Genomic DNA, 19,455 nt, shown 5'->3' on the forward strand with positions numbered 1-19,455 from the left:
TCAGCGTATTCATGATTAATTACCGGTGTCAAGTAATTGGCCGGGCCGTCGGGTCCGGTTCTTTCCTGGGGACAACGCGACGGAGCGCCTGGGGTTTCACCGTCGAAACCACCGAGAGGAAATCATGTTCGACACCATCCGTTCGACAACACGGTTGCGATGGGCGGCGGGCTTCGCCGTCGGCGCACTCGTGCTCGGAGCAGGTGCCGCCACGGCATCCGCAGCATCCGCCACCGAGGTCTCCGCGACACCGGTCACGGCGGCACTCGCGACGAGCGTCGTCGCCGCGACGAACACCGACGAGGAGTCCCTTGCGGACAAGCCCTACATGGGCTGGAGCAGCTACAGCATGCAGGTCTACGCCGGCAACGGGCAGGCCTGGATCAGCGCCGACCAGATCATCGCGCAGTCCGACGCCATGCACGAGAAGCTGCAGAGCCACGGCTACGAGTACATCAACATCGACGCCGGCTGGAACGGCAGCAACGACGAGTACGGCCGCCCGATCCCGAGCGAGACGCTGTACCCGAACGGCCTGCAGGCCGTGATCGATCACGTGCACGGCAACGGCCAGAAGATCGGCCTCTACTTCATCCCCGGCATCTCCGAATCGGTCTACGAAGCCGCGTACCCCGTCTACGGCGCCCCCGAGTGCACGACCGCCGACGTCGTCAAGCGGCCGCTGCAGCAGGCCGACTACTGGGGCATCGGCCACCGCATCGACTTCTCCACCCCCTGCGGTCAGGCCTACATCGACTCGATCGCCGACATGCTCGGCGAATGGGGCATCGACTTCGTCAAGTTCGACAGCGTGACCCCCGGCTCCGGCGTCGGCGACCTCTCGCTCGACGCCCGTGACGACGTCGCCGCATGGTCGCAGGCGCTGAAGCGCAACAACATCTGGTTCGAGCTCTCCTGGGCCCTCGACATCCGCTACGCCGACTACTGGAAGGAGCACGCCGACGGCTGGCGCATCGACTGGGACGTCGAGTGCTACTGCGAGAACGAAGCTCTCACCACGTGGGACAACATCGCCCGGCTCTTCCCGAAGGCCGCCGAATGGTGGCGGCACGCGGGGCCGAACTCGGGCTGGAACGACTTCGACTCGCTGAACGTCGGCAACGGCAAGATGGACGGCCTCACCAAGGACGAGCGCCGCACCGCGGCCACGTTCTGGGCCGTGTCGTCGGTGCCGATGTACCTCGGCAACGACATGACGAACCTCGACGCCTACGGTCTCGAGCTGCTCACCAACGACGAGGTCATCGCGGTCAACCAGGCCGGGCGCCCCGCGCACCCCGTCTCGACCGGCTCGTCGCGCCAGACGTGGTTCTCGACCAACCCCGACGGCTCCGTCACGGTCGCGGTCTTCAACCTCGGACGCACGGATGCCGACATCACGGTCTCGCTCGCCGACCTCGGCGTCGAGGGCGAGGTCAAGGTGCGCGACCTCTGGAAGAAGAAGAACCTGGGCAAGGCGACCGGCGAGTTCGTCGCGACCGACGTGCCCGTGCACGGCACCCGCCTGTTCACCTTCACGCCGGCGAAGAACAGCACGCTCACCCTCAACGACGACGACGCACGGCTCACCTACGAGGGCGCATGGACGCGCAACGGCGGCGCCGAGGTGCCCGCCCGCGCCCAGGCCCTGACGGTCTCGTCGTTCGACTCGTCGCAGGGCGGCACGGCTCCCGAGCCCGGCCCGTCGAACGTACGCACGATCAACAACAACGACCCCGGCATCGTCTACAGCGGTACGTGGAGTCAGAGCGGTGGACGCGGCATGGGCGACTACCAGGACGACGTGCACTACAGCGAGGCCAACGGGTCGGCGTTCGAGTACTCGTTCGTCGGCACCGGGATCGACTGGTTCACCGAGACGCACTCCTCGCAGGGGGAGGCCGAGATCTACCTCGACGGCGTGCTCGTCGACACGGTCGACACCTTCCAGGCCGACGGCCGCGGGGTGCAGCAGCAGGTCTACAGCGTGCGCGATCTTCCGAACGGTTCGCACACCCTGCGCGTCGTGAAGAAGTCGGGCCAGTTCATGCTGAACGACCGCCTCGACATCGTGCAGGAGGGCGTGATCGACGTCGACCACCTCGCCTTCGACCGGGCGGCCCCGGCGGATGCCGTCGTCACGCTGCTGCGCGACCCGAGCGAGCTGCAGAGCATCTCGCGCGACGGCACACCGCTCACCGACGGCACGGACTACACGATCGCGGGTGACGAGATCACGTTCGCGAGCGCGTTCCTCGCGGCGCTGCCGGATGGCGACACCGGGCTCGAGCTGCGGTTCCGCGGCGACCACCGCGACGACGTGCACGCCACGGCCGAGGACGGAGCGGCGGTCTCGTTCACGTTCAGCGGCAAGAAGCTGACGCTGACCGGCGCGACCGGACCCGATCAGGGCACCGCCGAGATCTACCTCGACGGCAACCTCGTCGACACGGTCGACCTGCACAGCGACACCCGCCTCACGCAGCAGGTGCTCTTCACGCTCGACGATGTGAAGAAGGGGGATCACACGATCAAGATCGTGAAGACCTCGGGCGACCTGCTCCGCTTCGACAGCCTGTCGTACGTGACGCGGTAGCCCGGTGAGACCAGGGGCGCGGGTGGAGTGTGTGCCGCCCGCGCCCCTTTCCTCTTTGCGCGGATGCCGTCAGGCGGCGTCCGGCGTGATGACCAGGCGAGTGCCCCACGGGTCGGCGAGGCGTAGCGCGTGTCCATCGTCGGCGCCGTCGACGCCGTGCGAGCGGATGCGGTCGGCGAGCGCCTCGACGTCGGCGCGGGTGGGCACGACGATGCGCACATCGCCGAGGCCGAGCGAGGCGGCCCGCGGGCCGGCCCCGGCGCTCTGCCAGGTGTTCATGCCGATGTGGTGGTGGTAGCCGCCCGCCGAGACGAACAGGGCGCTGCCGAGATCGGCCGTCACATCGAACCCCAGCACTCCGGCGTAGAACGCCTTCGCCGAGGGGATGTCTCCCACCTGCAGGTGCACGTGACCGATCGCCGCCGTGTCGCCGGTGGTCGCGGCATCCGTCGTCAGCCACTGCTGCAGGAACGCGTTCGGGTCGAGGGCGAGTGAGGCCATCTGCACCCCGCCGTCGGGCAGGATCGTCCACTCGTCGCGCGGACGGTCATGGTAGAGCTCGAGGCCGTTGCCCTCCGGGTCGGTGAAGTAGAACGCCTCGCTGACGAGGTGGTCGGCCGAGCCGGTGAACGTCTGCGGAACGCGCTCGGCCATCGACAGGAGGGATGCCGCGAGCTGGTGCTGATCCTGGAACAGGATCGCCGTGTGATAGAGCCCTGCTCCGCGCGGATTCGCGTTCGGCAGGTCCTTCTCCTGGCGGAGCCGCATGATCTTCTGCGTGCCTCGGCCGAGGGTGGCCGTGGCTCCGGACTGGTCGAGCACGTCGAGCGTGACGGCCTGCTGGTAGTACGCGGTCATGGCGTCGAGATCGCGCACGAGCAGTTCGACGGTGTCCATGCGCGTGTCATCGGGTGCCGCGCCGGCGGTCGAGACGGATGCCCCGCGCCACGCGCCGGCCGCAGGTGTCAGGCTCATGCGCCGATGGCCTTCACCGACAACGCGGGGAAGTCGGGTGCCCAGGTGAGGCCGGCGGCGACGAACTTCTCGCGCGGCTGCACGACCTTCATCCCTCCGGCGGCGACATAGGCGAGGGCGAGGACGCCGGCGACGATCCAGTAGGCGATCAGCATGGTGCTTCTTTCGGTTGATTGACATTTCAACTAACACGAGAGGCGGCGCGATCATTCCGCGCCTCAGGGCACCTCGTCAGGAAGCATCCGCTCGCATGCATTACACTGATCTCACCAAGGGGAGTACTCCGCCACGGTGGTTTCGTCATTACGGATGCGTTCGCATCCCGGGCCGCCGGTTCCTGATCGAAGGAATGGAGAAGACTTTGGCGCTGCTGCCGCATACGCCGAGTCTGGAGTCCTCATGGATGTCACCCCCCTGATCTGGATCATCACGATCGCCGTGACGATCGCGTTCTTCGTGTACGAGTTCTTCGCGCACGTGCGCACACCTCACGAACCGTCGATCGGCGAGTCCGCCCGCTGGTCGATCTTCTACATCAGCCTCGCGCTGCTCTTCGGTGTCGGCATCGGCGTCGTTTCGGGATGGACCTACGGCGGTGAGTACTTCGCCGGGTACCTGACCGAGAAGGCGTTGTCGATCGACAATCTGTTCGTCTTCCTCATCGTGATGACCGGGTTCGCCGTGCCGAAGAAGTACCAGCAGAAGGTGCTGATGATCGGCATCGTGATCGCCCTGATCCTGCGCGGCATCTTCATCGCCGTCGGCGCGACGCTCATCGAGAACTTCTCGTGGATCTTCTACCTGTTCGGCGCGCTGCTGCTCGTGCTCGCCTACCGTCAGGCGTTCAGCAACCATGAGAGCGACCCCGCCAACGGTCGGTTCATGAGGTTCGTGCGCCGGCACCTGCCGGTCAGCGACGAGTACAACGACGACAAGCTCACGGTCGTCAAGAACGGCAAGCGCTTCGTCACCCCGATGCTGCTCACGATCATCGCGATCGGCTTCATCGACCTCGTGTTCGCCGTCGACTCGATCCCCGCGATCTACGGGCTCACCGACCAGGCGTACATCGTGTTCACCGCCAACGCCTTCGCGCTCATGGGTCTGCGCCAGCTGTACTTCCTCATCGGCGGCCTGCTCGAGCGTCTCGTCTACCTGGCGCAGGGCCTCGCGGTCATCCTCGCCTTCATCGGCGTGAAGCTCGTCTTCCACGCCCTGCACGTCAACGAGCTGCCCTTCATCAACGGCGGCGAGCCCGTGCTCTGGGCGCCCGAGATCCCGATCTGGTTCTCGCTGCTCTTCATCGGTGCGACCATCGCGGTCGCCACCGTCGCCAGTCTCCTCAAGACGCGCCGCGATCCCGCGGCCGTCGCCTCCGCCACCGAGAACACCGACAAATAAGGAGCCCTCCTTGAACGCCCACTGTTCTGACTCTTCGGACTCTGACAGTACGAGCGCCCGGTTCACCCCGGGCGCGCACCCCCGCACCGAGCAGGTGACCCGCTGATGGGCGACCTGCTCTGGAACATCGCCCTGGTCTTCGCGTTCGTCCTGATCGGCGGTGTCTTCGCAGCGACGGAGATGGCGCTCGTCACGCTGCGCGAGAGCCAGATCAACGCGATCGGCCTGCGCGGCAAGCGCGGGGCGAAGGTCGCCGCTCTGGCCCGCAACCCCAACACCTTCCTCTCGGCGGTGCAGATCGGCGTGACGGTGGCCGGCTTCGCATCGGCGGCCTACGGAGCGACCTCGATCGCGCCGTCCGTCGCGCCGCTGTTCGAGTCGTGGGGTCTGGATCCGGCGATCTCTCTCACGATCGCGACGATCGTGCTGACGCTCGTGATCGCCTACCTGTCGCTCGTGCTCGGCGAGCTCGTGCCTAAGCGCCTCGCGATCCAGCGCAATGCGCAGTTCGCGTACGCCGTGGCGCCCGCGCTCAACGGCTTCGCGATCGTCATGCGGCCGGTGATCTGGCTGCTGTCGGTGTCGACGAACGCACTCGTGCGTCTGCTCGGCGGAGACCCGAACAAGACCGGTGAAGAGCTCAGCGACGAGGAGGTGCGCGACATCGTCGCCTCGCATCAGGGTCTCCCTGATGACGAGCGCCGCATCCTCGACGACGTGCTCTCGCTGCGCGGACGTCAGATCAGCGAGGTCATGCGGCCCCGCCCCGAGGTCGTCGCGCTCGACGAGACCGCCACGGCCGCCGAGGCGATGGCCCAGGTGCGCGATCTGCCGTTCTCGCGCTACCCCGTCGCCGACAAGTCGATCGACGACATCATCGGCTTCGTGCACGTGCGCGACCTGTTCGAGGCGGCAGGCGACGATCCGTCGCGTCCCGTGCAGACGCTGCTGCGTGACATCCCGTACATTCCGTCGACCGCTCGCGTGCTGCCGACCCTCACGCGCATGCGCGCCGACGGGCACCACATCGCGGTCGTCGTCGACGAGTACGGCGGCACTGACGGGCTCGTCACGCTCGAAGACCTGGTCGAGGAGGTCGTCGGCGAGATCTTCGACGAGTACGACACGGCCGAGATGGATCTCCCGGGCGGCGCGATCGACGGCCGTCTGAACCTGCAGGACTTCGAGGAGGCGACGGGTCTCGAGCTGCCCCGCGGTTCGTCCGACACGATCGCCGGGTTCATCACCGAACAGCTCGGACGCCTCGCCGTCGTCGGCGACACGGTCGAGGTGCCGGGCGCGACGATCCAGGTCGCCGAGCTCGACCGCCGCCGCATCGCCCGCGTGCGGGTGACCCCGCGCGCGGAGGAAGAGGAGCCGGCCCCGGCCGTCTGACCCTCGCCGCGCCGTCCCCGAGCCACCTCTCGCCGAGCCACCCCTTTCTGCGCGAGCCGCCCCTCTGCGGGCGGTGCGGAAAGGGGTGGCTCGGTCGTTGAGGGGTGGCTCGGCGAGTATCGAACGGATGCCGCGGCGCCGAGCGCGGGAACGCGACGTGCACCAGGTGTGCCGATACTCTGGCCGGGACATCGACACGGGGGACACTTCCATGCGCACTTCTCGACTGGCCATTCTCACCGCCGCTGCCGGCCTGCTCGCCACGACGCTCACGGGCTGCACCTTCTCGGCATCCGCCACCGCGTCGCCCGACGACATCGCGACGCTCGCGGAGGACGCGCTCGAGGCCGAGATCGGCCAACGCCCCGAGATCGACTGCGGCGACGACAGCATTCCCCTGAAGGAGGACTCGGTCGTGCCGTGCCTCCTCACCGATCCGGCCAGCGGTGCCGAGTTCGACGCCGACGTCACCCTCACGAAGGTCGACGGCACCAACGTCACGGTTTCGGTGCAGGTCGCGGATGCCCCGAACAACGCTCCCGAGCCCGAACCGAGCGAGAGCCCCGCGACCGACGCCGGTGGAACCCTGACGCTGACCGCCGAGGAGATCGGCGTCACCGCTGCGCGGGCGCTGACCGACGCGGGCGTGCTCCCGAGCCCGAGCGTGCTCTGCCCGGGCGGATCGCACGAGGTGTCCGACGGCTACAGCCTCGAGTGCACCGCGATCCAGGGCGGCGATCAGTACGCCGCGACCGTCACGATCTCCGAGGTCGAGGGGTCGTCGTACTCCGTCAACGTCGTCATCCCGGAGCTCGCCGGCTGATCCCGCTCGCCGGCTGATCCCGCCCCCGGGCTGATCGTTCAGGCCGGGAAGACGACCCCGGTCGCCGTCTCGGCGGCCGACCACAGCGCCGCCCCCGTCGCGGGTGAGCGCACGGCATCCGAGGCGGCGACTCGCTTCGGCGCTCCCCGGAACTCGAGCAGCCCACCCGGCCCCCAGTAGTCGCCGCCCGCGGCATCCGTCGCCGTCGACGCGTGCACGATCGGCAGAGCGCCGGCGTCCTTCCCCTGCACGAGCGCGCGCGTCGGACGGGCCAGCGCCCGCACGAGGCGCGAGCCGGCGGCGAGACCGGGCCGGTCGGGCGTGAGCGGGTCCACCGCGTAGCCCGGATGCGCGCAGAGCGCCGAGCGCCCGGATCCCGACCACCGGCGGTCGAGTTCGAACGCGAACGCCATGAGCGCCGCTTTCGAGCGGCCGTATTGACGCAGCGACGATCCGCGCCAGGGAGCGGTGATGTGCGCAGGATCGAGTTGCGCGAAACGGTGCGCGAGCGAGCCGACCGCCACGACCCGGGCGTCGGGCGCGAGTGCTCGGCCGAGCTGTGCGATCAGGGCGAAATGACCGAGGAAGTTCGTGCCGACCATGATGTCGAGCCCGTCGGCGGTGCGGGCATCGGGTGTCGCCGCCTTCACGCCGGCGTTGCAGATTACGGCGTCGAGCGTTTCGCCGATGCCGGATGCCGCCTGCGCGACGCTCTCGAGCGATCCGAGGTCGAGGGGCAGCACGCGCAGATCGGCGTCCGCCACCCGGGTGCGTACGGCGTCGACCGCCGTCGCCGCCCGCTCGGCGGAGCGGCATCCGAGCAGTACCCGCGCCCCGCGGGACGCGAGCTGCTCGACGCACCAGTAGCCGATGCCGGCGTTCGCCCCGGTGACGAGGATCGTGCGGCCGCGCAGATCGGAAGCATCCATTCCCCCAACCTACGCGGCCACAGTTCCCCGGGATCCCGAAGCGCGGATGCCGTGGCTACGCCGAACGTCGCGAGAGGAGCCCCGCGACCACGTCGATCAGCACGAACCCCACGAGGGTCCAGCCGACCAACGGGAGCCACAGTCCCACCACCGCGCCGACCGCCGCGACGGCCGCCAGCCCCCACCACGGGGCATCGCGCAGCACCCCGCGCGACGGTGGCGAGCCCCCGAACCTCCGTGCCGACCGCGGCGGTCGCCGCTTCCACCACATCACGTACCCGAGCACGACCATCCCGGCGATCGCGAGGGCGATCACGAACAGCACGATCTGGTTCGCGAGACCGAACATCACTCCCATGTGCAGGTCGATGCCCCACCGCGCGAGCTTCGCCGGCAGCGAGAACTCGGCGAAGTCGACCCGGTCGACGACCTGCATCGTCGTGCCGTCGATCGCGACCGAGTCGACCTCGGTCGGGTAGCTCGTCTTGATCCCGCGCACGACCCATGCCGAGCCCGGCGCGGCGGGAGGGGCGATCTCCACGAGCCCGGTGTCGACGTTGGTGCGCTGCGCGATCGCGAGCACCGCATCGAAGGTGGCGGGATTCGCCGCACCGGTCGGAGCGGACACCGCCCCGTGGTGCTCGGCGTGCTCGTCGACCGGGGCATCCGCTCCGTCGAGCGCGGTCGTGAGCTGCGGCGTGCCCCAGTCGAGCGAGGCGCGCAGGCTCGAGACGTTCGCGCCGGCGAATTGCGACCAGGTGATGCCGGTGGCCGAGAGGAACAGCGCTCCGAGCACCACCCAGACCCCGAGAGACGCGTGCCAGCCGAAAGCCCGCCGATACCCGGTGTGCTTCGGGTTCGGCCGCAGCAGATCGCGCTTCGCGCGCGCCTTGCGGATCCGGATGATCCACAGCGCGAGGCCGGCCACGACGACGATCCCCAGCCACGATGCCGCGAGCTCGCTGTAGTATCGGCCGATCTCGCCGAGCTGCAGGTTGCGGTGCAGGTTGTCGATCCAGGTGCGCAGCGGCAGCGCCCCACTCGTGCCGTAGACGGTGAGGTCTCCGCGGATCTCGCCCGTGCCGGGGTCGATGAACACGGCGCGGGACTCGCTCGCGGCGAGCCCGTCCTGCGCGAACAGGATGCGCGAGGTGTCACCCGGCTCGGGCGCGGGCCGCACCGCCGACAGCGTCGCCTCCTCACCGACGTGCTCCTCGGCGATCGTGATCTGCTCGGCGAGGGTGAGCGACGTCGACGACGTCGGCGCGTGCAGTTCGTGCGCGTAGACGACCTGCTCGAGCGTCGGCGTGAGCGCGTAGAGCGCACCGCTCAGCGCCGCCACCAGGATGAACGGCCCCACCAGGATGCCGGCGAAGAAGTGCAACCGCAGCATCAGGGCTCCGAACCACCGGGGCTTCTTCGCGCGGCCCGGTCGGGAGGCGGCCGGCGGCGCGGCCTCCGTGACCGTCACGACGAGCCGCCCAGCAGCGTCTCGCCGATGAAGCCGCCCTCGCGGCATCCGGGCGGGATCGCGAACACGGCCGAGCCGATCGGCGTCGTCCACTCGTTGAGCAGATCGAGGTCGGCGAGCCGTTGCTGCATCGGCGTGAACTGCCGATCGATGTCGGCCTGGAACGACACGAAGATCAGGCCGGACTCCGACACGCTCGCGCCTGCCGGACGCTCGTCGTAGTTGTAGGCGCGACGGAAGATCTTCTCGCCGTCGTCGCCGCGGGCGCGGCGCATGTGCGCGAACTGGGGGATCACGGGGAAACCGACCGCCGTGGTCGCGTCGAAGTCCGGTTCGTCGAACTCCTGCGTGCCGGTGAGCGGTGCGCCGTTCGCCAGCGTGCGGCCGACGGATGCCTCGCGCCCGCTGCTATCCAGACGATCCCATTTGTCGAGGTCCATCCGCGTACGGCGCACGACCATCCCGGTGCCGCCGGCCAGCCATCCGTCCTCGACCCACACGACGGAGTCGAACTCGGTCGTTCCCGGTTCGGGGTTGGCGGTGCCGTCGACCTGGCCGAACAGATTGCGCATCGTCGTGCCCGGGCGCTCGGTGCCGTACGCCCGGCGGAAGCCCTGCTGGCTCCAGCGCAGCGACGCGAAGCTGCGGGCGTCCTTCAACAGCATCCGCGCCGCGTGCGCGACCGTGAGCGGATCGTCGGCGGCGATCTGCAGCAGCAGGTCGCCGTCGGAGAACTCCGGCTGCAGGCGATCGATCGAGAACGCCGGCAGGGGAGCAAGCCACTCCGGCGCCACGCCCGCCGCGCGTGCGACGAGGCCCGGGCCGAACCCGAACGTGACGGTCAGGCGTGCGGGGGCAGCGGCGAGCTCCGGTTCGGAGTCCGCGAGCGCCGCTTTCCCCTGCGTGAGGCGGGCGGCGTCATCGGTGAGGATGCGCAGCAGCCGGATGAGGCCGTCGCGATCCGTCGTGTCGAGCAGGTCGAGGGCGAGGAACAGTCCGTGCGCTTGCGCGGCGGTGTCGATCCCGGCCTGATGCGTGCCGTGGAACGGCACGGTCTCCTCGCCGTTCATCGGCGTCGAAGCGGGGGCTGCGGTGCCGGCGTCCTGCCGGTTCAGGGCGTAGTCGACCCCGATCGCCGCGACCGCGCCGACACCGGCGACAGCCCCTCCGAGGAGGAACTGCCGCCGGGTCGACCCGGAGCGATCGGAGCGCGCACCCTCGGTGCGCGGGGGCATCAGTGGTCCATACCCTCGTGGTCGTCGCCCTCGTCGCCCTCGTAGTTCTCGTTGGCGCCCGAGTAGTCCTTCACCGGAGCGGTGAAGGCGTACGTCGAGTCGTCCGAGAACGTGAGGGTGACGGTGACCTCGTCGCCCGCGCTGAGGGCGCCCGTGAGCCCCATCAGCATGATGTGGTCGGCGCCGGGCACGAGCTCCAGCGAGCCACCGGCGGGGATCGAGAATCCGCCCTCGATCTCGCGCATGACCATCTCGCCGGCCTCGTTCTCGACGGTCTCGTGCAGCTCGACCATGCCGGCGGCGTCGGTCTCGGCCGACACGATCGTGACGGCATCCGTGCCGCTGTTGGTCAGCGTGCCGAAGGCCGCCGACATGTCCTCGTCGGTGGCCTTGACCCAGGCGTCCTCGATGGTGACGGTCTCGCCCGCGGGGGCCGCCTCGGTAGGCCTCTCGGCAGCGGCGCATCCCGTGAGGGCGAGCAGCGACACGGCGACGAGCGCGGTCAGACGGGACAGGTTCTTCGTGGGGGTGTTCATGGAAATGCCTTTCACTTCTCTTCCGCGGCGTCGCCCTCGGCGGACGCGGCGGGTGCCGTCTTCGGACGGCGGAGGATTCGATACAGGACGAGGGCGACGACGGCGATCGCCGCACCCGCGCCGCCGACGAGCAGTACACGCAGGCCGCCGTCGGTCTCATCAGTGGACTGATCCGTGGGATCCGAGACGTCCGGAACGTACGAGGGAGCATCGGCATCCGTCGGTGCCTGCGTCGCCGTCATCGGTTCGGCGTCGCCGATCGTGAACGGGACGATGCCCGAGATCGGATGCCCGTCCTCCGAGACCACCTGCCAGCGCACCTGGTACCCGGCATCGGGCATTCCGGGCTCGACCGCGGCGGTGACGGTGTTACCCGAGACCTCCACGTCGCCGGTCGCCCAATCGCGACCGCTCTCGTCGATCACGAGCACGACCGCGCCCTGGGTGGAATCGCCCAGCACGAGCAGCTCGCCCGAGTACGTCAGGGTGATGCTCTCGGGCGCCGTGGCCAGACTCTCGCCGGCTTCGGGCGTGCTGTGGACGAGCGAATCATGGGCGGATGCCGGCACGGCCGTCGCGAACACCGCGACAGCCGCCACCGCCATCCCGACCGCGAATCTGCGGGCAGGGGACATGGATGACAGACCTCTCAACGGGCGCCGGGAAGCCGACGCCGCATGTGCGTTCGGATGCCCGCGCGGCAGCGTGCCGGCGCAGGCGTGATCGCCTGACGGCACAGAGGCCGCAGGCGCGGATCAGATCGCGGGGGAGAGGGGTGGTGCTCGACCGCGCAGGGTCGACAGCAGCAGTCCATCGCGCAGGGCGACGGGGGAGGAGAAGACGGAAGGGGCCGCGAGCGGGCGCGCGGGTTGCACGAAGGTCGCCGACGCGACGCGGCGCCGCACCCAGCGGATGCTCTGCTGCGCGAGATCGCGCAGACCGAGGAGCAGCCTCTCGCCGCGGTGCAGAGCGGCGATCGTGAGGGCGGCGGCGACCACGTGTCCGATCCACATGGTGCCGTCGGCGACGACGGCATCCGGGATCGCGCCTGCGGTCGGGAGCACCAGCGGGGCACCGTGCACGTGCGGGGTGGCGACGCCCGACGGCGTGATCGTGCCGAGCACGAAGAGCGTGTGGAAGAGGAACTGGCTGACCGCCACCGAGATGCTCAACCGGATGACCGAGAGCCGGCGACCGGCGAGGAGCACGCACACCATGAACGAGAGCACCCAGGGCACGAGAATTCCGAGCGGCCCCGGCATCGCCCCGCCGGCGCTGACGTGCCCGGCCAGGGCGACGAAGATCGCCACGGCGGATGCCGCGAACCCGCGCAGGACGGCGGGTCTTCTGGACGGGTGCACGCGTCCATTCTGTCAGGTCGGATCCGCCTTCCGTCGCGCATACGGCACCCCAAACGAGTGACCGTCGAGAATCTGACGATTTCCCGATCCGCTCCGATTTCGCGTAACGAATCGCTCGACCGCACGTCTATCTCGGTGGGGGATGGTGCGCGGCAAGGGGCTCCGCACTGGGGAGGAGAATTCATGTACGAGAAGAAGAAGCGCCGTATCGTCCGGGGCGGGGTGGCCGTCGGGGTCGCGTTGGCGGTGATGGTCCCGGCCGCAGGGTGGGCCGCGGTGGCCCCGGACTCCGGGCCGACCGGCGGTGGGACGACCGTCGAGATCGACTGTGACGTCGTCCCGTCGATCGACCTGTTCACCGCAGGGGGTATGAACGCCATGATCGTCACCGACGACGATGCGGTGCTCACCTGGGGCGAGGATCGGTGGGGGTCGACGGCGCAGGGCGGTAACAGTGCGCCGTCGACCATCACCCGCGGCGAGATGCCCGCGGATGCCGATGTCGTCTCGGTCGCCTACGGCCAGCACACCGGCTACGCCGTCACCGCCGACGGAGAGATCTACGCCTGGGGCATGAATGCATCGGGACAGGTCGGAATCGGGTCGTTCGCGCAGTGGGAGTACCCGACGCCCGTGAAGGTGCACCGGGGGGCGATCCCCGCGGGTGCGAAAGCGACCGAGGTGATCTCCGGCTCCGGACACGTGTCGGTGCTCGCGGACAACGGCTGGGTGTACAGCTGGGGTGAGCCGTCGAGCGGTGATGGTACGAACAACTGGCAGACGGAGCCCGTCGCGCTCTCGCAGGGGCAGATCCCCGCCGGCGTCACGATCACGCAGATCGCCCAGGGCAATGGCAACGGCTATGCCCTGGGCAGCGACGGATGGGTCTACGCGTGGGGGTCGAACTTCCTCGGCGCGACCGGTGACGGCACTGGCAACGCGTCGACTCCGACCGTCCGCACGACACCGGTGCGCATCAGCCAGGGCGCCGTGCCCGCAGGCGTCACCTTCACCCAGATCGCCGCCGGGTCGTACAACGCCTACGCCGTCGGCACCGACGGACGCGTGTACGCGTGGGGCAACAACGGCACCGGGTTGCTCGGTATCGGCGACACCTCCGTGCCGTTCGTCACCGAACCCGTGCTCATGAGCGCGGGGGAGATGCCCGCGAGCGCCAAGGTCACGAAGGTCGTGTCGAGCGAACTGCACGCGATGCTGCTCGCGGACGACGGCAACACCTACAGCATCGGCCTCAACTCTTCGGGTCAGCTCGGCAACGGGGGAACCGCGAACGCCGCAGCACCCGCGCGCGTCGACATGACGGATGTCCCGTCGGGGGTGACCTTCACCGATCTCGCGATCAACTACCGCGCGTCGTACGCGCTCGGCAGCGACGGGCGCCTCTACACCTGGGGCGCGCTGGGCGCGGGCGAACCGCCCCTGCTCGGCAGCATCGCGACAGCGGGCACGACCCGACCCGCGCTGGCCGTGAGCTTCGGCGTCACCGAGGTCACCTTCGATGGCATTCCCGGCACGGATCTCGACACGTCGGGGTGCCCGATCACCGTCGTGACCCCGCCGCACGTCGACGGGCCGGTCGACGTGGTCGTCACTGCGGGCCTCATCGCCGGCACGACACCCACCAACTACTCGGTGCCGACGACCTACCCGGGCGGCTTCACCTACACCGAGCCGCCCGTGATCGACACGGTGAGCCTGCCCGGTGAGACGGTCGATCACGACTACTCGCAGACCGTGCAGGTGACCGGACCCGGTCCGATCACTCTCAGCGTCACGGCGGGAGCGCTGCCGCCGGGGCTCGCTCTCGATCCCGCGACGGGCGTCGTGTCGGGCACTCCGACGACCGCGGGTACCTACACCTTCACGGTGACGGCGACCAACCAGTACGGCGCGGACACGCAGGAGTACACGATCGTCATCGACGATGCGGACGTTCAGCCGACGGAGACGCCGACGCCGACCACGACGCCGCACGACGGGACGCCGAGCCCGTCGACCGGTGGATCGACCGGCGGCGCGACGAGCGGCGGTGGCGGGCTGGCCCTCACCGGAGGCACGCTGGCGTTCACCGGCATCGCCGGCCTGATCGGAGCGCTCCTCACGATCGGCGCCAGCGCCTACCTGCTGGTGTCGCGTCGGCGGGCTCGCGCGGGTTCCTGAAACCTCTGAGAAGAGGTGAGCGAGGGGCGTCAGATTTCCTGACGCCCCTCGTTGTACTCGACGGGCCCTTCCCCGGGGCCCTCAAGTGATCTCCCCGATCACGTCGGTGCTTCGGGCACCACACCCGAGGGGCGGCGGTCCCCACATGCCGCCCCTCATCTCCTTCCGGAGATCTCGCGTCAGGCGATCACGTGCACGGCGCCGCCGACGATGATCGTCAGGAGCGTGGTCCAGGCGACGATCGCGAGTCCCTGCCAGAAGAGGATCCGCGTCTTGCTCACGCCGGTCGCGGCGAGCATCGTCGCCGTGAACTGCGTCGGCAGCAGCAGTGGGCCGAGCAGGCTCACCCCGGGAACGCCGTAGCGCTCGAGAGCGTTCTGGAACTTCTGCTTGCGCGGGCTCGCCGCCTCCGGCGTCTCGATCGCCGCTGCATCGCCGCCTGCCGCGACGAGCTGACGGGAGCGGTTGCGCTGCACGATGGCCTGCCGTGCGCCGGAACTGGCGAGCACGAGCACCAGCACGCAGAGGAAGTTGCCGACGATGCCCGCGATGGCGGCGACGACGGGATGGATGCCGCCGATGATGCCGATCGAGGCGGCGCCCTCTCCCTCGATGAACGGGACGGCGCCCGCGAGGGCGACGATGAGCGGCTGAACGAGCTCGGGCACCTGGGCGACCAGGTTCTGGAAGGTCTCGATGAGGTTCATGGTGTCCTCCGGGTCTGTGCGGCAACGGTCTCTCCGTTGCGATGCATCCAGTTCACCCGCTGAGGTTCGATCCCGGCAGTGCCGCGGTGTCACCGGAATCCACGCGCTCCGCACGGCCGAGGGGTGACAACTGTCACGGCTCTAGGGTGGTGGGGTGAGCACCCCCTCGACACCCGGAGCCCGCCAACTCGCGCGCGGCATCATCGCCACCTGGTGGTACACGGTGGCGGGTGTGCTGTTCCTCGAACTCATGCTGGTGTTCTTCTGGACGGTGCTCGCGTTCGCCGAGCCCGAGAGCATCGTGCCCGGCATGATCGTCGCCATCGGCGGCCTGATCTGGTGGGCGTCCACCGCGCTCCTGCTGCGCGACTACCGGCACCGCGTCGATGCCGAGCCCGGCGTCGCCTGGCGGAGCATCCTCCTGCCGATGACCGTCGCAGTGGCGTTCGGCGTCGTCGCGGGCATCGCGCTGGGCAGTTGGCAGCTCGCGCTCATGCCCATCGTCCAGTCGCTCGCGCTGCTCAACTGGCCGGCCGGTGTGCGGTACCGCGTGACCATCGCGGCGGTGCTGGTCATGGGGGCGCTCGGATTCATCGATGCACACGACGAGGCGGCAGCCGTGTGGTGGATGCCGATCTTCTACACCGCGCTCCTGCCGATCATGACGGTGAGCACGCTGTGGTGGTGGGATGTGCTGAACACGCTCGACCGCGCCAGAGCCTCCGAGGTCAGGCTCGCGGCCACCCAGGAGCGTCTGCGCGTCGCCACCGACGTGCACGACCTGCAGGGGCACCATCTGCAGGTGATCGCGTTGCAGCTCGAACTCGCCGAGCGACTCATGCCCGTCGACGCGGACGCCGGCATGGAGCAGCTCCGCGCGGCGCGCTCCAGCGTCGACGACGCACGGCAGGGCACGCGCGACCTCGCCACCCGCTTCCGCTCGGTGCCGCTGGGCGACGAACTCGCCAACGCCCGCGACCTGCTCACCGCCGCGGGCCTCGAGGTCGAAGCGCGCATCGCCCCGGACGCGGCATCCGCGCCGGCATCCGCCCTCGGGCCGGTGATCCGCGAGACGACCACGAACGCCCTGCGCCACGGCGGCGGCGCGCGGGCACGGCTCACCCTCGCTCGAGACGGCTCGCACTGGCGGTACACGATCGCGAACGACCGTGCGGAGGGTGAGGAATCGGATGCCGATGGCTCGGGCCTCGACGGTATCCGCCGCCGTCTCGCCGAGGTCGGCGGAGCGCTCGACGTGCGTGACGACGGCGACGAGTTCGTCGTCACCGCGACCGTCCCCGCGGAGGACGCGCGATGATCCGCGTGCTGCTGGCCGACGACGAGGGCATGATCCGGTCGGCGCTCGCCGCGTTGCTGCGTCTCGAAGACGACATCGATGTGGTGGCGGAGTGCGGTGACGGCGACGAAGCGGTGGCCGAGGCGCTGCGCCTCGAGCCCGACGTGTGCCTGCTCGACCTCGAGATGCCGGGCCTCGACGGCGTGCAGGTCGCCGAGCGACTGAACCGCGCCATCGTGACCCGCTGCGTCGTCGTCACCCGCCACGCGCGGCCGGGTGTGCTGCGTCGTGCGCTGGCATCGGGGGTGTCGGGCTTCCTCCCCAAGTCCCGCGGAGCGAACGAGGTCGCCGCGGTCATCCGCAAGGTCGCGGCCGGCGGCAAGTACGTCGATCCGGAGATCGCCGCCGATGCCCTCAGCGACGAGCGCTCGCCGCTGACCGATCGCGAGCTCGACGTGCTGCGTGCGGGGCGGCGCGGCGAGACGACCGGGCAGATCGCCCGCATCCTCTCGCTCGCCCCGGGAACCGTGCGCAATCACGTCTCGGCGATCCTCGGCAAGCTCTCGGTCGCGACCCGCCAGCAGGCGGTTCTCCTCGCCGAGGAGCGCGGGTGGATCTGAGCCGCTTATCCTGGCATCATGACCTCCGCTGCCGCTAAGCCCTCGGTCCTGTTCGTGTGCGTGCACAACGCCGGCCGCTCGCAGATGGCCGCAGGATTCCTGCGGGAGATCGCGGGAGACCGCATCGAGGTGCGCTCGGCCGGGTCGATGCCCGCCGACGCGATCAACCCGGTCGCGGTCGAGGCGATGAGCGAACTCGGCATCGACATCACCGCCGAGCAGCCGAAGGTGCTCACGACCGAGGCCGTCCAGGCATCGGATGTCGTCATCACCATGGGATGCGGCGACGCCTGCCCGTTCTTCCCCGGCAAGCGCTACGAGGACTGGACGCTCGACGACCCGGCCGGGCAGGGGATCGACGCGGTGCGCCCGATCCGGGATGAGATCCGCGCCCGGATCGAAACCCTCGTCTCCGAACTCGTCTGATCGCCTCTGCGGAGCGGCGGCATCCGTCATCGCGTCATCGACGCGTCCGACGTCCTGCGAGAATGGACGTGCCGAAGTCCCGAACCGAGGAGCCAACGTGCAGTTCATCTCCACCCGCGGCGGCATGCAGCCGCAGCCGTTCAGCGAGACGCTGTTGGAGGGCCTCGCGCCCGACGGAGGGCTCGCGGTCCCGGCCGAGATGCCGACCGTCGACACCGAGACGCTCGAGCGCTGGCGGGCACTGACCTACCCGCAGCTCGCGACCGAGGTGCTGGGCCTCTTCGCCACCGACATCCCGCGCGAAGACCTGGCCCGGATGACCGAGGCGGCCTACGCGCCGTTCCCGGGCAACGTGGTGCCGCTGCGCTCGATCGGCGACGGTCTCACGCTCGTCGGCCTTTCGGAGGGCCCCACGCTCGCCTTCAAGGACATGGCGATGCAGTTCCTCGGGCAGGTGCTCGAGTACGCGCTGGAGCGCAAGGGATCCGTGCTCAACATCCTCGGAGCGACCTCGGGCGACACCGGATCCGCCGCCGAGCACGCGCTGCGCGGCAAGGAGCGCGTCTCGGTCTTCATGCTCTCGCCGCAGGGCCGCATGAGCGCCTTCCAGCGGGCGCAGATGTTCTCGCTCGACGACGACAATGTGCACAACATCGCCGTCGAGGGCGTGTTCGACGACTGCCAGAACCTCGTCAAGCACCTCGCCGGAGACCTCGACTTCAAGCGGGCGCAGAACCTCGGCGCCGTGAACTCGATCAACCTCGCGCGCATCACCGCACAGGTCGTCTACTACTTCTGGGCGTGGCTGCGGGCGACGGATGCCGACGGCCCGACCGAGGTGTCGTTCACCGTTCCGTCGGGCAACTTCGGCAACATCCTCTCCGGTTTCTTCGCGAAGCAGATGGGGCTGCCGATCCGCCGCCTCGTGCTCGCCGCCAACGAGAACAACGTGCTCGACGAGTTCTTCCGCACGGGTGTCTACCGGCCGCGCAACGCGGCGCAGACGCTCGCGACGTCGAGCCCGTCGATGGACATCTCGAAGGCATCGAACCTCGAGCGCTTCATCTTCGAGCTCGTGGGCCGTGACCCCGAGCGCGTCGTCGGCGCCTGGCGCGACCTCGATGAGCAGGGCTACTTCGACTTCGCCGGCGATCAGCCGCGCTTCGCGCTCGAGTACGGGATCGTCAGCGGCACGTCGACGCACGCCGACCGCCTCGAGACCATCCGTTCGGTGTACGCCTCGACCGAGGAGATCATCGACCCGCACACGGCCGACGGCGTGAAGGTGGCGCGTCAGTACGTGGAGGAGGGTGTGCCCATGCTCGTCCTCGAGACCGCGAAGCCGCACAAGTTCGCCGAGACGATCAACGAGGCCATCGGTGTCGAGCTCGATTACTCGAAGGAACTCCGCGAGATGCTCGGCGCCCCCCAGCACGTCACCGAGATGGCCGACGACGAGCACGCGCTGCGCGCGTTCATCGAGGCGCACGCCCTGCGTTGAC

At 69.4% G+C, this 19,455-nt stretch carries 18 protein-coding genes; 9 read left to right on the forward strand and 9 right to left on the reverse strand.

Translation table 11 applies throughout. The features are described from left to right. Positions 1–124 precede the first annotated feature (124 nt). On the forward strand, positions 125–2,596 hold the full coding sequence (locus tag ACTJKK_RS14605; RefSeq protein ID WP_440748516.1) for a X2-like carbohydrate binding domain-containing protein: 2,472 nt from the start codon (positions 125–127) through the stop codon (positions 2,594–2,596). Positions 2,597–2,665: 69 nt separating this feature from the next. On the opposite strand, the gene ACTJKK_RS14610 is transcribed toward ACTJKK_RS14605, so the two are convergent. Then, positions 2,666–3,571: a VOC family protein gene (locus ACTJKK_RS14610; protein ID WP_440748517.1), complete on the reverse strand. Its 906-nt coding sequence runs from the start codon at positions 3,569–3,571 to the stop codon at positions 2,666–2,668. After that, a complete protein-coding gene (locus ACTJKK_RS14615; protein WP_440748518.1) occupies positions 3,568–3,726 on the reverse strand; it encodes a hypothetical protein in 159 nt (52 codons plus the stop codon). Before ACTJKK_RS14615 ends, ACTJKK_RS14610 begins: the two co-directional genes overlap by 4 nt. Before the next feature lie 244 nt (positions 3,727–3,970). On the opposite strand from ACTJKK_RS14615, the gene ACTJKK_RS14620 reads away from it, so the two are divergent. From ACTJKK_RS14620 to ACTJKK_RS14630, 3 genes are all read left to right on the forward strand, one after another. Next, positions 3,971–4,972 (forward strand): TerC family protein, encoded by a 1,002-nt coding sequence (locus tag ACTJKK_RS14620; RefSeq protein ID WP_440748519.1) that lies wholly within the window; start codon positions 3,971–3,973, stop codon positions 4,970–4,972. A 105-nt stretch (positions 4,973–5,077) separates the two neighbouring features. Beyond that, positions 5,078–6,367 (forward strand): hemolysin family protein, encoded by a 1,290-nt coding sequence (locus ACTJKK_RS14625; RefSeq protein WP_247632840.1) that lies wholly within the window; start codon positions 5,078–5,080, stop codon positions 6,365–6,367. Between the two features lie 211 nt (positions 6,368–6,578). Beyond that, positions 6,579–7,190 carry a DUF4333 domain-containing protein gene (locus ACTJKK_RS14630; RefSeq protein WP_440748520.1) on the forward strand — a complete coding sequence of 204 codons (612 nt, stop codon included), beginning with the start codon at positions 6,579–6,581 and terminating at the stop codon, positions 7,188–7,190. A gap of 38 nt (positions 7,191–7,228) precedes the next feature. On the opposite strand, the gene ACTJKK_RS14635 is transcribed toward ACTJKK_RS14630, so the two are convergent. From ACTJKK_RS14635 to ACTJKK_RS14660, 6 genes are all read right to left on the reverse strand, one after another. After that, positions 7,229–8,119: an SDR family NAD(P)-dependent oxidoreductase gene (locus ACTJKK_RS14635; RefSeq protein ID WP_440748521.1), complete on the reverse strand. Its 891-nt coding sequence runs from the start codon at positions 8,117–8,119 to the stop codon at positions 7,229–7,231. Between the two features lie 55 nt (positions 8,120–8,174). Then, entirely contained in the window at positions 8,175–9,638 is a 1,464-nt protein-coding gene (locus ACTJKK_RS14640) for a PepSY-associated TM helix domain-containing protein (RefSeq protein ID WP_440748572.1), read from the reverse strand. Then, positions 9,587–10,825: a Dyp-type peroxidase gene (locus ACTJKK_RS14645; protein WP_440748522.1), complete on the reverse strand. Its 1,239-nt coding sequence runs from the start codon at positions 10,823–10,825 to the stop codon at positions 9,587–9,589. The genes ACTJKK_RS14640 and ACTJKK_RS14645 overlap by 52 nt, the downstream gene beginning before the upstream one ends. Then, positions 10,825–11,361, reverse strand: coding sequence for a copper chaperone PCu(A)C (locus ACTJKK_RS14650; protein ID WP_440748523.1), 537 nt, complete (start codon positions 11,359–11,361; stop codon positions 10,825–10,827). The genes ACTJKK_RS14645 and ACTJKK_RS14650 overlap by 1 nt, the downstream gene beginning before the upstream one ends. An 11-nt stretch (positions 11,362–11,372) precedes the next feature. Continuing rightward, a complete protein-coding gene (locus ACTJKK_RS14655; RefSeq protein ID WP_440748524.1) occupies positions 11,373–11,966 on the reverse strand; it encodes a copper resistance CopC family protein in 594 nt (197 codons plus the stop codon). Positions 11,967–12,116: 150 nt separating this feature from the next. Next, on the reverse strand, positions 12,117–12,722 hold the full coding sequence (locus tag ACTJKK_RS14660) for a hypothetical protein (RefSeq protein WP_440748525.1): 606 nt from the start codon (positions 12,720–12,722) through the stop codon (positions 12,117–12,119). Positions 12,723–12,905: 183 nt separating this feature from the next. Here ACTJKK_RS14660 and ACTJKK_RS14665 point away from each other — a divergent pair, with 183 nt between their 5' ends. Continuing rightward, on the forward strand, positions 12,906–14,903 hold the full coding sequence (locus tag ACTJKK_RS14665; RefSeq protein WP_440748526.1) for a putative Ig domain-containing protein: 1,998 nt from the start codon (positions 12,906–12,908) through the stop codon (positions 14,901–14,903). A 179-nt stretch (positions 14,904–15,082) separates the two neighbouring features. Here the strand turns inward: ACTJKK_RS14665 and ACTJKK_RS14670 are convergent, their stop codons facing one another. Next, positions 15,083–15,610: a small multidrug efflux protein gene (locus ACTJKK_RS14670; protein WP_247623295.1), complete on the reverse strand. Its 528-nt coding sequence runs from the start codon at positions 15,608–15,610 to the stop codon at positions 15,083–15,085. A 154-nt stretch (positions 15,611–15,764) separates the two neighbouring features. Between ACTJKK_RS14670 and ACTJKK_RS14675 the strand changes: the two genes are divergently transcribed. The 4 genes from ACTJKK_RS14675 (at position 15,765) to thrC (ending at position 19,454) form a co-directional block, all read left to right on the forward strand. Continuing rightward, positions 15,765–16,928 carry a sensor histidine kinase gene (locus ACTJKK_RS14675; protein WP_247632832.1) on the forward strand — a complete coding sequence of 388 codons (1,164 nt, stop codon included), beginning with the start codon at positions 15,765–15,767 and terminating at the stop codon, positions 16,926–16,928. Then, positions 16,925–17,527 carry a response regulator transcription factor gene (locus tag ACTJKK_RS14680; RefSeq protein ID WP_247623293.1) on the forward strand — a complete coding sequence of 201 codons (603 nt, stop codon included), beginning with the start codon at positions 16,925–16,927 and terminating at the stop codon, positions 17,525–17,527. The genes ACTJKK_RS14675 and ACTJKK_RS14680 overlap by 4 nt, the downstream gene beginning before the upstream one ends. 18 nt (positions 17,528–17,545) lie before the next feature. Continuing rightward, on the forward strand, positions 17,546–17,953 hold the full coding sequence (locus ACTJKK_RS14685; RefSeq protein ID WP_247632831.1) for an arsenate reductase ArsC: 408 nt from the start codon (positions 17,546–17,548) through the stop codon (positions 17,951–17,953). 97 nt (positions 17,954–18,050) lie between these two features. After that, the gene (gene thrC / locus ACTJKK_RS14690; protein WP_247955651.1) at positions 18,051–19,454 is read left to right on the forward strand and encodes a threonine synthase; all 1,404 of its coding nucleotides are present in this window, start codon (positions 18,051–18,053) and stop codon (positions 19,452–19,454) included. Position 19,455: the final 1 nt, after the last annotated feature.

Source organism: Microbacterium sp. 22179, from assembly GCF_052045715.1.
GTDB classification, from domain to species: Bacteria; Actinomycetota; Actinomycetes; order Actinomycetales; family Microbacteriaceae; genus Microbacterium; species Microbacterium galbinum.

Excerpts from the sequence above, each read along its gene's own strand:
- ACTJKK_RS14670 (WP_247623295.1), bottom strand. The coding sequence starts at position 15,610 with ATGAACCTCATCGAGACCTTCCAGAACCTGGTCGCCCAGGTGCCCGAG.
- ACTJKK_RS14680 (WP_247623293.1), top strand. The coding sequence starts at position 16,925 with ATGATCCGCGTGCTGCTGGCCGACGACGAGGGCATGATCCGGTCGGCG.
- ACTJKK_RS14685 (WP_247632831.1), top strand. The coding sequence starts at position 17,546 with ATGACCTCCGCTGCCGCTAAGCCCTCGGTCCTGTTCGTGTGCGTGCAC.
- ACTJKK_RS14620 (WP_440748519.1), top strand. The coding sequence starts at position 3,971 with ATGGATGTCACCCCCCTGATCTGGATCATCACGATCGCCGTGACGATC.
- ACTJKK_RS14665 (WP_440748526.1), top strand. The coding sequence starts at position 12,906 with ATGTACGAGAAGAAGAAGCGCCGTATCGTCCGGGGCGGGGTGGCCGTC.
- ACTJKK_RS14640 (WP_440748572.1), bottom strand. The coding sequence starts at position 9,638 with ATGCCGCGAGGGCGGCTTCATCGGCGAGACGCTGCTGGGCGGCTCGTC.
- ACTJKK_RS14615 (WP_440748518.1), bottom strand. The coding sequence starts at position 3,726 with ATGCTGATCGCCTACTGGATCGTCGCCGGCGTCCTCGCCCTCGCCTAT.
- ACTJKK_RS14635 (WP_440748521.1), bottom strand. The coding sequence starts at position 8,119 with ATGGATGCTTCCGATCTGCGCGGCCGCACGATCCTCGTCACCGGGGCG.
- ACTJKK_RS14655 (WP_440748524.1), bottom strand. The coding sequence starts at position 11,966 with ATGGCGGTGGCGGCTGTCGCGGTGTTCGCGACGGCCGTGCCGGCATCC.
- ACTJKK_RS14605 (WP_440748516.1), top strand. The coding sequence starts at position 125 with ATGTTCGACACCATCCGTTCGACAACACGGTTGCGATGGGCGGCGGGC.
- ACTJKK_RS14630 (WP_440748520.1), top strand. The coding sequence starts at position 6,579 with ATGCGCACTTCTCGACTGGCCATTCTCACCGCCGCTGCCGGCCTGCTC.
- ACTJKK_RS14650 (WP_440748523.1), bottom strand. The coding sequence starts at position 11,361 with ATGAACACCCCCACGAAGAACCTGTCCCGTCTGACCGCGCTCGTCGCC.
- ACTJKK_RS14625 (WP_247632840.1), top strand. The coding sequence starts at position 5,078 with ATGGGCGACCTGCTCTGGAACATCGCCCTGGTCTTCGCGTTCGTCCTG.
- ACTJKK_RS14610 (WP_440748517.1), bottom strand. The coding sequence starts at position 3,571 with ATGAGCCTGACACCTGCGGCCGGCGCGTGGCGCGGGGCATCCGTCTCG.
- ACTJKK_RS14645 (WP_440748522.1), bottom strand. The coding sequence starts at position 10,825 with ATGCCCCCGCGCACCGAGGGTGCGCGCTCCGATCGCTCCGGGTCGACC.